General features: G+C 41.9%; 11 protein-coding genes. 2 read left to right on the top strand and 9 right to left on the bottom strand.

Going from position 1 to position 13,398, the window contains the following annotated elements; genetic code table 11:
* Nucleotides 1-322: 322 nt before the first annotated feature.
* Nucleotides 323-1,348, bottom strand: a complete 1,026-nt coding sequence (locus ABJV04_RS17515; protein WP_348492897.1) for an endonuclease/exonuclease/phosphatase family protein — start codon at nucleotides 1,346-1,348, stop codon at nucleotides 323-325.
* An 86-nt stretch (nucleotides 1,349-1,434) separates the two neighbouring features.
* Nucleotides 1,435-2,019: a DUF922 domain-containing protein gene (locus ABJV04_RS17510; RefSeq protein ID WP_348492896.1), complete on the bottom strand. Its 585-nt coding sequence runs from the start codon at nucleotides 2,017-2,019 to the stop codon at nucleotides 1,435-1,437.
* Nucleotides 2,020-2,234: 215 nt separating this feature from the next.
* Between ABJV04_RS17510 and ABJV04_RS17505 the strand changes: the two genes are divergently transcribed.
* Together ABJV04_RS17505 and ABJV04_RS17500 are read left to right on the top strand one after the other, a co-directional pair.
* On the top strand, nucleotides 2,235-3,647 hold the full coding sequence (locus tag ABJV04_RS17505) for a transporter substrate-binding domain-containing protein (protein ID WP_348492895.1): 1,413 nt from the start codon (nucleotides 2,235-2,237) through the stop codon (nucleotides 3,645-3,647).
* Between the two features lie 19 nt (nucleotides 3,648-3,666).
* Entirely contained in the window at nucleotides 3,667-4,908 is a 1,242-nt protein-coding gene (locus tag ABJV04_RS17500; RefSeq protein WP_348492894.1) for a glycine betaine ABC transporter substrate-binding protein, read from the top strand.
* A gap of 48 nt (nucleotides 4,909-4,956) precedes the next feature.
* Here the strand turns inward: ABJV04_RS17500 and ABJV04_RS17495 are convergent, their stop codons facing one another.
* The 7 genes from ABJV04_RS17495 to ABJV04_RS17465 all read right to left on the bottom strand — a co-directional run bounded on the left by ABJV04_RS17495 (nucleotide 4,957) and on the right by ABJV04_RS17465 (nucleotide 13,305).
* A complete protein-coding gene (locus ABJV04_RS17495) occupies nucleotides 4,957-5,859 on the bottom strand; it encodes a hydroxymethylglutaryl-CoA lyase (RefSeq protein ID WP_348492893.1) in 903 nt (300 codons plus the stop codon).
* Between the two features lie 4 nt (nucleotides 5,860-5,863).
* Nucleotides 5,864-7,894: an acetyl/propionyl/methylcrotonyl-CoA carboxylase subunit alpha gene (locus ABJV04_RS17490; protein ID WP_348492892.1), complete on the bottom strand. Its 2,031-nt coding sequence runs from the start codon at nucleotides 7,892-7,894 to the stop codon at nucleotides 5,864-5,866.
* A complete protein-coding gene (locus ABJV04_RS17485; RefSeq protein ID WP_348492891.1) occupies nucleotides 7,891-8,712 on the bottom strand; it encodes an enoyl-CoA hydratase/isomerase family protein in 822 nt (273 codons plus the stop codon). Before ABJV04_RS17485 ends, ABJV04_RS17490 begins: the two co-directional genes overlap by 4 nt.
* Nucleotides 8,713-8,725: 13 nt before the next feature.
* Complete coding sequence (locus tag ABJV04_RS17480; RefSeq protein WP_348492890.1) at nucleotides 8,726-10,333, bottom strand: carboxyl transferase domain-containing protein; 1,608 nt, start codon at nucleotides 10,331-10,333, stop codon at nucleotides 8,726-8,728.
* Between the two features lie 72 nt (nucleotides 10,334-10,405).
* Nucleotides 10,406-11,575, bottom strand: coding sequence for an isovaleryl-CoA dehydrogenase (locus ABJV04_RS17475; RefSeq protein ID WP_348492889.1), 1,170 nt, complete (start codon nucleotides 11,573-11,575; stop codon nucleotides 10,406-10,408).
* Nucleotides 11,572-12,009, bottom strand: coding sequence for a MerR family DNA-binding transcriptional regulator (locus tag ABJV04_RS17470; RefSeq protein ID WP_348492888.1), 438 nt, complete (start codon nucleotides 12,007-12,009; stop codon nucleotides 11,572-11,574). Before ABJV04_RS17470 ends, ABJV04_RS17475 begins: the two co-directional genes overlap by 4 nt.
* 360 nt (nucleotides 12,010-12,369) lie before the next feature.
* The gene (locus tag ABJV04_RS17465; protein WP_348492887.1) at nucleotides 12,370-13,305 is read right to left on the bottom strand and encodes a LysR substrate-binding domain-containing protein; all 936 of its coding nucleotides are present in this window, start codon (nucleotides 13,303-13,305) and stop codon (nucleotides 12,370-12,372) included.
* Nucleotides 13,306-13,398 lie beyond the last annotated feature (93 nt).

The raw sequence follows: 13,398 nt of genomic DNA, 5'->3' as shown, positions 1-13,398 counted from the left end.
GGCGAGCGTGTAAATCAATTCCACAATAGTATGGATGTGTATTAGTATAAAAGTTCATTGAGCTTCTCCGTTTGGTTTTGTCACCTATCAGAGTAGTTGAAAAGTTACGCTGATTGGGGAGGCTCAATGAGTATCAAGCTGCTGTATTTAGACCGTCATCCCTAAAATCGCCAATAAATTCTCATTTAAAAAAACGAAACATAACTTTTTACACCATTAAGTGCTTATTGATTGGAAAGTATTTGTTAAGTCGTTATTTTGGGGGGCTAAATAAGCTCATACCGTGAGCCTATAACCCATTCTATGTCACTGCTTTATTTAGTTATTCAACGTTCCAACTAAACTTTGTTAATAGGGGTAGATGACTAAATATCTTCTCTAATTTTTTTCCCGAAAGTTTTAAAGACTGTTGGGCTTCAAGGGAAAGAAGCTCTGGGTTAAAAATATAGCCACTATTGAGTTTTAAACTTGTTGGGCTATAAATAACTAAATCTAATACCCGAGATGGAAACTTGGTACCACGCCCGTCCCATGTCCAGGTTTGCCTCTTGTCAATATGAGTTAAGTCAGCTGCTATCAAACCAGAATGTGGCTTTTCATATGGACCCGATATAATAACTAGTGGCTTAACAGTGCTGACTAGATTTAGATCTCCGGCGACAATAATACCATCTACTTGTACTCGCTGGATTACACGTTTTATTTGTTTTCGGATTTCTCGCGCTTCGACTCTGCGCTTGTCTTCTTCCCAACTGCTTGGGTAATTTCCGCAGCACTCTAAATCAAGAGAAACGACTAATAGTCGTTTGTTTTCGGTAATAATTATTGCTCCATTAACAGATATGCCTGAGTCTAAGCTCTGTGCATATTTTAATTCGCCGTCTTTAATTATAAGCTCTTTTAAACGTGCTTTATCAAGGTTTGGGTAAGCCACTATTCTTTGAAATTCTATTAAAGGTTCAATTGGGTAACGGCTAGCAATAACGGTTCTTTGTCTACCTCCGCTCACTCCAAAGCTCATGTGCCAGTTACTTTGATCGTGGACGTTAGATGCTTGTAAAGCCTTTTGTAGTTGCGCCTCATTCGCTTTGTCTGTTACTTCATCTAGCAACAGAATATCAGGACGCGACCTTTCTACCAGTGATTTAAATAGGGCTGGCTCTTTTATGAAGGCATCACCAGAAATGTTCCATGAAAGCACATTAACATCCTTGGTTGTGGATGCAGTTTGGATTTCGCTAATAGTTTCATTTTTGAGGGAAACAGAGGGAGATTCGCTTAAAGTGCTCTGAGCAATAACGGTATTGATGCTCAAGACAGTTATACATAGTGAAAAAATACGCAACATAAATGGTCTCTTCAATTCAGGACGTACTGAGAAAATAACTTCTGAAAATTAATAAGGTGCAACAAGCCTCTCTTGACCTTAACCCTTTATTTTCCAGAAATAAACACACCTTGGGTTTTGCCGTGTCCGGTGTCTTGGTCGTATTGTTTATTCTGTAGTTGGTAGAACTTTACGAGTTTGGCGACTTTTTTGCTGGCTTGGGATTTTAATTGGCTGCATTGAAAATGGGGAGGCATGCTTTTTAGTTTTCGTTCAATGCTTTCACCAGCTTCAATCCAAATCGCCTGATGGCCTTTTTCATGATCCAATAAAGCAGCGTAATAATCGTCAAAGGTTTGTTTTAAGCTTTCTGCTGCGGTTTCTCTGTTAGACATTTCGGGCATGGTATAAAGCCCCTCTAAATACACTTTGATACCTACAAGTCGGCACAGGTTGCCGCTAATTTGTAATCCGAAAACCGGAGTTAACTGCCATTGTGTGCGACCGTGAAATAGTTGATTTTCTTTTACAACGGGGGAGTTTGCGCGCAATTCAATTTTTATTTGCTGTCGAGTCGTGGGGGCAATGGAATAGTGTTCGAACTTTTCAGTTAACACAACCTCAGAAAAAGCATTTAAGCTTGTAAACAGCAAGAAGCCGCAACTAGCGCGCTTTATTCCAGCTAAAAACATCAATAATTCACCGTAACATCAAAGGAATAAACTCTAAATTACGGCTTTATAGCCTAGATTGAAAGAGGTTTACGCTGACTATCTACTAGCTTGCCATGAATAATTACTTTTATTTACCTTAAGTTTGTTATCAAGCTGACAAATGTTAGATTGTTGTATAGAATTTATACAGGTTGGTGATGCGATGTCACCTTTTTGATGGAAAGGTTGAGACTTTGGATACAGCTCGCTCTAAAAGTAACCCTATGATTATGGTTAGTTTGATTATCGCATTGTTACTTTTAATCGCCGCCATTGTTTATTCAAGTTCACAACCTGCAACAGGACCAAAGGTTATTCATCTATCTTCGGGGGAATGGACTCCGTATTCTGGTGAGACTTTACCCCAGAATGGTATCGCAAGCGTCGTGGTTAAATCCGTTTTTGAGCAGATGGGCTATCGCGTAGATTTGCAATTTATGCCCTGGGAGCTGGCATATACAAAAGCGCAATCGTCACAGCAGGATAGTCAAATTAGGGGAACCTATCCCTACATTAAAACGCCAGAACGAGAAAACCAATTTTATTTTAGTGACCCCATAATTGATGTGCCTAACGGGATCTTCTTTCATTTAAAACACAATCCTTCTGCTGCGACAATAGCGAATCCCTCCGATTTACAAAAATACGCAGTCATCACTTTAGCTGGATATGAATATACGCCCAAATTACGCCAATTCATTCCTAACAATACCTGTCATTTTAAAGACACCTTACAAGGCTTTGAAATGCTAGACGGTAATCGAGAATGGGTACTTGTGAGCGCAAAAAAGTTAACCCAAGGGCAATTAAATGAGGTTGCAAATAGCGCTGAAGCACGCAGGTTGAAAATATCCCAACGGGTTTTACAAATTGACTACACAGATCCATTAATTTTGAATCATTTGGATACACAACCTTTTTATGTCTACCAATCTACTAAATCAACAATAGGCAATGTAGAAGAGCTAATCGAAAACTCACACCTTATTGTGACGCCAGATATTGAGATGCACACCCCCATAAACTCATCAGGTCGCAATGAATGTAAAATGCCAATGTCTGAAGCCTTGATATGGTTAGCTTATACATCTAAACCCAAAGTATTTATTGAGTCCAAACAAGTAGGGGAGTCGGTTTTAACTCAGTCTATGCCTACGTTATCCGCTAAAATTGGTTTTGCTAAATATATTGATTACGTACCCCATAGCGTTATGTTCTCGAAAAACAATCCAAACAACCTATCTCTTAGAAATCAATTTAATCAGGTACTTAATAATTTAAAAAGCAATCCTCATGCTTTTAAAAGTTTACTCACACAAGCTGCCAATGAAATTGATATGGCCGATTCCGTAAGGTTGGTATCAACCGGCGGTAAACAACTTGTGCAAGGACAGCGTTATGATCAGCAATTAGTGCGTTGTATGCCCAATGAAGTATTTACCTTTCCTAAAGGGACCAAAGCCTTGGTGCGGCAATGGCCTGAATTATTCTTAAATAACCTTGAAATTATTAACCAACAAAAAGTCATTGCGAATGTGTTAAATGGTCCTTTAGCGTCAAAAACAAACTTATATTGTTTTGAGCCAACAGCCGTTCAGTTGCAATAATAAGTTTAATGGAGAATCTATGAAATCTAAGAAAAAGAGTAGTTTCTTATCAAAATCAGCACCTTATTTACTTTTTATATACTGCTTAGCTGTGCTGTTATTTTTTCTTGCGGAGTTAAAACTATTTGGGCTTGATGAATATTTACGAGCCACAAATCAGGTTTTGATCTTATTTGCGTTATTGATCATGCCATTTGTGATTATCAATATGCCTAGTTTTATTCAATCGTTAACCTTGAAGGTTTCCGACAAAGAATTTCATGTGCAACTCAATGAAATGGAATCAAACTTCAGTCAAACCATTGGTCGTGTACAGCGTCAAGTTAGCACTTCCGAACAATCATTTTGGCCTATATTAGCTGGTGAAGACGTATTGGCCTCACAACGATTGGAAGGGCCAAATCCAAAAATTATTATTGGTGCTAAGAGTGATCTGTCACAGATGTTCTTCACTGAACTGTTAGCTTTGGCGATACGCCATGATAATCCACATTTCGTTTGCGAAATACGTTATCCCAATGGTGACAGCATGCATAATTTCGCAGAATTAAAGTATCGATGGTTAGATGTTTATATGGATTACACCGGCACTTGTTTGCAGTATTTTAATATTCAGCATAAAACTGAAGCCCATGAGGTCAAATCAGCAAACACCTTAACTGATGAGTTGAATCGTTATGGTCAGGGCTTAGGCATTAAATGGTTAGGTAATCTTGGTTGTAGCGAAGATTACTGCCTGGTGATGACACCAGAAACGGCTGAGTCAGAAGAGATAACCTGTATTAGCGACTTAAAAACCAAGGGAGCTAAGCTAACATTCAGTGCGGATCCGGAATTTATGAACCGCAAGGACTGTTTACTGGGTTTGTTAGAATATGGCGTTAAATTTAAATCGGTTTTACCTTGCAGCATAACCGATCGCTATTCTGCAAAAGAAAGTGGTGAGGCCGAGGTTTTTGTGGGATACGAGTCTGATCCGCAGGTTACCGGTGGCGATGTGATTATACTGAAAGATACCGATCAATTTTTCCCCCGCTATTTAGCCCAGCCATTAATATCCGCAGCTGTTTTGAAAAAATTTCCAGAGATAGAAGATCGTCTGAGCATACTGGAAGATTGCATGAACACCGATGATCTAAATAACATTGTCGCCAGGATTGGAAAATCTAACAATGATCCGGTTAGAGCAAAAGAAGAGGCGAAACTCATCTTTCAGCAAGCACTGAAAAAGCACAAACAGAAGCAAGCAAAACCCGCATAACAAATGCCAGTTTTTGTTACTTTTGCATAAATAAGTAAGTCACAATGCTTAAGCTAATAGAGCGTTCGCCACCTTAGAAGTAGACTTTCGTCCTAGTGTTTGCATGATCTTGTTTCCCGCTTTCACCAGTTTATCTATATTAATGCCGGTGTTTATTCCCATGCCGTTTAACATGAACACCACATCTTCGGTGGCCACATTGCCTGATGCACCTTTAGCATAAGGACATCCTCCTAAACCTGCTACAGCACTGTCAATGGTGCTTATGCCTTGTTGCAGTGCGATTAAAATATTGGCTAATGCTTGTCCGTAGGTATCATGAAAATGCACCGCAATTTTGTCCTTGGGTATCACTTGCTGCACAACATCTAACATGTTTTGGGTTTTGATGGGCGTACCCACACCTATGGTATCCCCAAGGGACACTTCATAACATCCCATGGCCAATAACTGCTGACTCACTTCAGCCACTTTTTGTGGCGCAATATCGCCTTCATAGGGGCAGCCTAAAACACATGAAACATACCCTCGCACAGGGATCTTATCCTGTTTAGCTTGCTCCACAATGGGAACAAAGCGCGCTAAACTTTCGGCGATAGAGCAGTTGATATTTTTTTGCGAGAAGGTTTCAGATGCCGCGCCAAATATGGCTACCTCGTCAACCTTTGCTGTTTTGGCGTTATTGTAACCTTGAAGATTGGGGGTTAATGCCGAATAGGTCATACCGGATTGACGCTTTAGTTTGTTAAATAACTCACTGCTGTCAGCCATTTGTGGTACCCATTTAGGAGACACAAAACTGCCAGCTTCAATAAATTTCACTCCGGCGCGGGTTAAATCATCGATTAACTGTAGTTTATTGGCTAAGGGAATCTGTTGTTTTTCATTTTGTAATCCATCTCTGGGACCAACTTCGACGATTTTAACCTGTGTTGGATAACTGCTTGTCATAGGTTTACTCCTCGGCTTCAAAGTCCAGCAAGACCGCGCCACCATCCACAAGATCGCCAGCAGCAAAATAGAATTCTTTAACTACACCAGCTTTAGGCGCTTTAATGGCATGTTCCATTTTCATCGCTTCCATCACCATTAGTGTTTGTCCTTTTTCAACAGTGCTATTCACTTCAACAACTTGACTGACGATGGTGCCGTTCATAGGGGCTTCAAATCCGCCATGGTGATCATCTGCATCACTTAACCCTAAGTCAGGCCCATTGAGCTTACATTGAATGGCATATTCTTGGGTAAATAGGGTAGTGAACCCTTGATGAGCTTGCAGGGTTACGTTCAGGTGTTGATTGTCGATGCTGGCCTCAAAGTGATTTCCTTCGAGATTACCCGCACATTCAAAACAGCCTTCCGGCGTGGTGACCTTAAAGACTTCTTTACTGCTTTTTGGGCATGACGAATATTCAACGCTTACTTCAATCGTGTGCTGTTGAATTTCAACACTCAAAACTTCCCTGAGCTGTTCATTCATACGCCAGTGATTGTGCAGATCCCAAGGTGAACCTAAAGTTGAGGTTTGTTTTTGTGTAGCTAAGGTTGCTGCTTGTCGTTGCAATAGCAAATAAGTTACTGCCAACGGAGTTAATAACTCTCGCTGTGGCGCGTCACTGACAAACAGGTCAGTCTCATGCTGTTCAATAAAATGGGTACTTAATTGAGCTTGTTTGAAAGCTGGATGAGTGGCTAAGTTGTAAAGAAAATCGATATTTGTAGTAACCCCATCCACCTGATAACGACTTAACGCTTGGGCAAGTTTTGTTAGGGCTTTTTCACGATTTTGATCCCAGACAATTAATTTAGCGATCATGGGATCGTAATAGGGCGAGACTTCATCTCCCTGCAAAACACCTGTATCAACACGCACATTATCGTGCTCTGCTGGCGGCATCAAACGACTTAATACGCCGGAAGAAGGCAAAAACTGGTTATTGGGATCTTCAGCGTAAATTCTCGCTTCAAAAGCATGTCCGTTTAATTCTAATTGTTCTTGTTGCAATGGCAACGTCTCACCATCAGCTACACGGAGTTGCCATTCCACTAAATCTTGTCCGGTGATCATTTCCGTTACTGGGTGCTCTACTTGTAACCGAGTGTTCATCTCCATAAAGAAAAATTGGTTGTCACTATCTAATAAAAACTCAACGGTGCCTGCACCTACATAACCAATGGCTTGAGCTGCGGTTAAGGCCGCTTGTCCCATTTGTTGGCGTAATTCTTCAGGCATACCTGGGGCAGGCGCCTCTTCGATGACTTTTTGGTGGCGTCGCTGCACTGAACAATCACGCTCAAACAGATACACACCATTTTCGTGGTTATCACAAAATACTTGGATTTCCACATGGCGGGGTTGGGTGAGGTATTTTTCAACCAACATGATGTCGTCACCAAAGCCAGACATGGCTTCGCGTTTTGCCGCGTCTAGGGCTGCATAGAACTCTTGACTCTGTGCGACTTGTCGCATTCCCTTGCCACCGCCGCCAGCGGCAGCTTTTAATAGCACTGGGTAGCCCATCTCATCGGCATGCTTTTTCAACAGTTCTGGAGATTGGTCATCACCGTGATAACCCGGCACTAAAGGAACGCCAGCTTGCTCCATAATATGTTTGGCCGCTGATTTTGAACCCATGGCTTCTATTGCGCCAATGGGAGGGCCGACAAAAATAATATTATGTTGTTCACATAGACGACAAAACTGGGAGTTTTCCGATAAAAAACCATAGCCAGGATGGATAGCGTCTACATTGAGTTTTATGGCCGCGGCTATAATCAGTTCAGCTTTTAAATAGCTTTCTCGAGACGGCGCTGGACCTAGTCTAACAGCTTCATCTGCCATTTTTACATGGAGTGCATTCATATCTGCATCGGAATAAACCGCGACAGTTTTAATGCCTAATAATTTGGCTGTTTTTATAATGCGACAGGCAATTTCGCCACGATTAGCAATCAGTAGTTTGTCTATTTTGTTCAATCCACTCATGACTTATCCCGCCATGCTGGTTGTCTCTTTTCCAAAAACGCAGCTAATCCTTCTTGCCCTTCTTCGGATACACGTGTGGTCGCAATGCGTAAACTGGTTTTTTCAATAAGTTCTTCATCTAGTGGTTCGTCTTTAATATCAAACACTAATTGCTTAGCGGCAGCCACTGCTACTGGGCCGTTATTGATAATCTGTTTGACTAATGAATCCACCGTTGAGGTTAATTCTTCTTCGGTAACGGCTTCACTGACTAAGCCCAATCGGCGAGCTCGGCGGGCCGAAAACACTTCTGCGGTCATAAAATATCGGCGGGCGACTCTATCGCCTATGGCATCAATCACATAAGGACTAATAGTGGCAGGGATTAAACCCAACTTTACTTCACTTAAACAAAACTTGCTTAGGCGACTGGCAATGGCAATATCACAACATGAGACTAGACCAACGGCACCACCAAATGCCGCCCCTTGAATTTTAGCAATGGTTGGTTTGGGCAGGGTGTAAAGGGTGTGTAGCATGTTCGCTAATGCGTTGGCGTCTTCTACATTTTCCTCATAACTAAAGCTTGCCATGCGCTTCATCCAATTGAGGTCGGCTCCGGCACAGAAGCTCTTGCCATTGGACTGTAACACCAACACTCGAGCGTTTTCATCTCTGGCAACCTGTTTAAAATAGTGGGTGAGCAACGCAATGGTTTTATCGTCAAATGCATTGTGTACCTCAGGGCGGTTTAATGTAATAGTCGCAACGCCACGAGAGTCGAGGGCGTAGAGTACATTTTCTGAATGTGTGGTTAAGGAACTCGGTATATCATTCATAACAAAAATTGCCTTACATTCTAAACACGCCAAAGCGTGTTTCTTCGATGGGTTTATTAAGTGCTGCAGAAATCGACAGGGCGAGCACAAAACGAGTATCAGCAGGATCTATTACACCATCATCCCAAAGTCGTGCGGACGCGTAATAGGGATGCCCCTGTTGTTCATAAGTATCAATAATCGGTTGTTTGAAGGCGTTTTCTTCTTCAGCACTCCAAGTTTCGTCATGGCGTTGTTTTTGGTCACGTTTAACCTGAGCTAGTACTCCAGCAGCCTGCTCTCCTCCCATCACCGAGATGCGGGCATTGGGCCACATGAACATAAATCGTGGATCATAGGCTCTGCCGCACATGCCATAGTTGCCGGCACCGAAACTACCGCCAATTAATACCGTAAACTTGGGAACTTTGGCGCAGGCCACTGCGGTGACCATTTTTGCGCCGTGTTTGGCGATTCCGCCAGCTTCGTATTGTTTACCCACCATAAACCCGGTGATATTTTGCAAAAACACCAAGGGAATTTTACGTTGGGCGCATAGCTCAATAAAGTGCGTGCCTTTTTGTGCCGACTCAGAGAATAAAATGCCATTGTTTGCCACTATGCCCACAGGGGTGCCATAAATTCGCGAAAAACCACAAACCAATGTTGTGCCATATAGGGCTTTAAATTCGTCGAATTCAGAGCCATCAACGATCCTTGCGATGATTTCTCGAACATCAAAAGGCTGTTTACTGTCTTTGGGGATAACTCCGTAGATGTCACTGGTGGGATAGGCGGGCTCTTTAGGCTCAACTAGATCCAAATAATTGGGTTTAGTGCGGTTTAAACGGGCAATGGCGTTTCTGGCCAATTGCAACGCGTGGCGATCATTATTGGCAAGGTGATCGACCACACCGGATGTTCGACAATGGACGTCGCCTCCGCCTAATTCCTCTGCAGTAACCACTTCACCGGTGGCCGCTTGAACGAGTGGCGGACCGCCTAAGAAAATCGTGCCTTGGTTTTTGACAATAATTGACTCATCGGCCATTGCAGGAACATAAGCACCACCGGCGGTACATGAGCCCATTACTACCGCAATTTGCGGAATATTTTGTGCTGACAAATTGGCTTGATTGTAAAAGATCCGTCCAAAATGTTCCCGATCTGGAAAAACTTCGTCTTGTCTAGGCAGGTTTGCACCACCAGAATCCACTAAATAAATACAGGGTAAATTGTTTTGTTCAGCTATGGTTTGCGCTCGTAAATGCTTTTTAACCGTTAGCGGATAATAGGTACCTCCTTTAACTGTCGCATCGTTCGCCACTATCATGCATTCCACACCTGACACTCGGCCAATACCGGCAATCACCCCCGCGGCGGGCACATAATCTTGGTACACATTCCATGCGGCAAGTTGAGATAACTCCAGAAAAGGTGAGCCAGTGTCTAACAGCGCATTGACTCTATCTCTAGGTAATAATTTACCTCTAGCGGTATGCCGAGCATTTGCTTTGTCACCACCACCTAATTTAATTTTAGCAATAACCTCTTTTAAATCGCTAACTTGCTGCGCCATGTTGGCAGCGTTATCGATAAATTCCTGACTTTTAACATTTAATTTGCTGACGATAGGGGGCATTCAGTCGCTCCTAATCCATTTAATAAAATTTGAACACAGGGTGATGACATCTAGATGTCAAAGTACGGCGATTTAACTGGTTTCGTTAAATAACTCGCGACCGATTAACATACGACGAATCTCTGAGGTGCCTGCACCGATTTCATAAAGCTTCGCATCACGTAACAAACGGCCTGCTGAAAACTCATTGATGTAACCATTGCCGCCTAACAATTGAATCGCATCTAGCGCCATCTTAGTCGCTAATTCAGCAGAATAAAGAATCGCGCCTGCGGCATCTTTGCGGGTGGTTTCACCGCGATCACAGGAGCGAGCCACTGCATAAACGTAAGCTCGGGCCGCATTCATTTGGGTATACATATCGGCAACTTTGCCTTGCACTAATTGGAATTGGCCGATGGATTGACCAAATTGTTTTCTGTCGTGAATATAAGGAACAACCAAGTCCATACAGGCCTGCATGATCCCTAGTGGGCCGCCGGATAGCACTAGTCTTTCATAATCCAAACCACTCATTAACACACGAACACCGCCACCTTCTTCTCCGAGGATATTTTCCGCAGGGACTTCGCAGTCTTGGAACACCAATTCACAAGTATTTGAGGAGCGCATACCTAATTTATCGAGTTTCTGTGCTTGGCTAAAACCAGCGAAAGACTTTTCCACTAAAAACGCAGTAATGCCTTTGGAGCCGCCTTTAACATCCGTTTTTGCGTAAATAACGAAGGTATCGGCATCTGGACCATTGGTGATCCACATTTTATTGCCATTAAGAACGTATTTATCGCCCTTTTTATCGGCTCGTAGTTTCATGCTGACTACATCAGATCCAGCATTAGGTTCACTCATTGCTAAGGCACCAATATGCTCTCCTGAAACAAGTTTGGGGAGGTACTTTTCTTTTTGGGCGTCAGTGCCGTTTTTGTGGATTTGATTAACACAAAGATTGGAGTGGGCACCGTAGCTCAAACCTATTCCCGCTGATGCTCGGCTAACTTCTTCCATGGCAATAGTATGTGCTAGATAGCCCATATTTGAGCCGCCATATTGCTCAGAGACAGTCACTCCTAATAAACCCATCTCACCGAGTTTGGGCCAAAGCTGATTGGGAAACGCATTTTCTTCATCTGCACTTTCTGCCAAAGGCGCGATTTCTGCTTGTGCAAAGTTGTAGACGTGATCGCGAAGCATATCGATATCTTCGCCTAATCCAAAGTTCAGTGTAGGGTAGGGAGCATTCATGCCGTTTTTCCTTTGTTTATTTGTTCAAGTTCGTCTTGGCAGCGAGATTCAACTTCATCCAACTCAATCATTAAAACGTTGATGTCTTCGAGTTGTTGAATCAATAAGGCGCGTTTTTCTTTGGTCATTTCCAACATTGCTTGAAGTTGGATTTTTGAATTTTGATGGCTGTCATACAGGTTAAACAGGGTGCGTGTTTCTGCTAAAGAAAACCCCAAGCGTTTTCCCCGTAATATAAGCTTTAATCTGACTTTATCTTTTTTACTGTAGATTCGTGTTTGCCCTGAGCGAGTAGGCGATAACAGGCCTTGCTCTTCGTAAAAACGAATAGATCTTGGGGTCACATCAAATACTTTTGAAAGCTCGCCGATACTGTATGTTTTTTCTTTTTTATTGGAAGCGGATTGCTTCTCTGTTTGTTTTACAACATTCATTTATCTATCCTAAAAGTGGTTTAAAATTTATGTTTTGTCTCACAATGGAGCACCACTAACCATGGAAAAACCGCAAAGGTTTTATATCGGCTTACCTTTACGTTCACGTAAAGATGTTAAATAAAAGTAATATACTGTTAACCTAAGGTCAAATGTTCACTGCATGCTATGCATCTAGAGCAAGGTGGAAATGTTCAAATTAGTGTACAGATCCCTCTAGAGCATACTCATGAGCCTGAGATATTAGATGCTGTGAATGGCTTAGGGACAGTAAACAAGATTACCGATTGTAATCACTATTTTAGTGGGAACTAGTATCTAAACTGCGGAGTCGCATTTGAAATATTTCAATCGAGGTACTTATTCAAGGCCTCCCTTTTTTAAAATTCCTTTATCAATTAACTGATTAAATATTGCATGACACTTTGTTTTGAGGTGCTCTCTTAGTAATCTCACCGCAGGGGTTATGGTTTGTCGACTCGGGCAAATAAGCCATAGTTCAGAGGGTTTTGGCGCGAAATCAGTTAACACTGATACAATTTTTTCGTTTAGTAAATCATGTGACATATCTAAGCTAGATTTCACCGCTAGTCCTTTGCCAGCAACACACCAACGTCTTACTAAATCAGCATCATTAGAACTGCGATTACTTTGCATTTTTACTTTGATAGGTTTTCCATGTTCGGTAAATTCCCATACATCGTGAATAATGTCATGTAATTGATACAGAAGACCATTATGTGATATCAAATCATTAGGGTGCTTTAGTTGGGGATTGTTTTGTAAGTATTGTTCGGTTGCACAAAGCACACGAGGTACGTTACATATTTTAAAGCCGTAAAGGTTTGCATCGTTAGGTATACCATAGCGTATCGCGATATCAACGGGATCTCGATAAAAGTCGATGTTGCTATCAGTAATATGAAGTTTTAGTGTAATTCCTGTATGGGTCGCCATAAACTCATCAAGCCAAGGTAAAATAAGATTTCGCCCTAAATCTGAAGGCACCGAAATTTTTATTTCACCGTCTATGATATCCAGATCATCTTTAACATTTTGTTGGGCTAAATCGAGCATTTGTAATGCTTGAGCACAATTTGGAATATACTTTTCACCGGCAACAGATAGCCTCAAGTGTCGAGTAGTTCTTATGAATAATTCAATGCCAAGCGAACGCTCTACTCTTTTTATTGCTGCACTAGCAGTAGCTGTGCGCATGTCTAAACTTTCGGCAGCGGCGGTGATATTGCGAAATTCAGCCACTTTCAGTACAACTTTTAAATCTTCTAATAACATTATTGTCAAAAATAATTTGATAAAGATTCAATTATTATGCTGTTTTTGAATTTACAATCAAGCGGTATGATGACCTCAAGTTTACAGAGCAGC

Source organism: Aliiglaciecola sp. (assembly GCF_039982535.1).
Taxonomy (GTDB): Bacteria; Pseudomonadota; Gammaproteobacteria; order Enterobacterales; family Alteromonadaceae; genus Aliiglaciecola.
The sequence above is the reverse complement of the archived record's forward strand: the minus strand, read 5'-3'. Positions and strand labels throughout refer to the sequence as shown.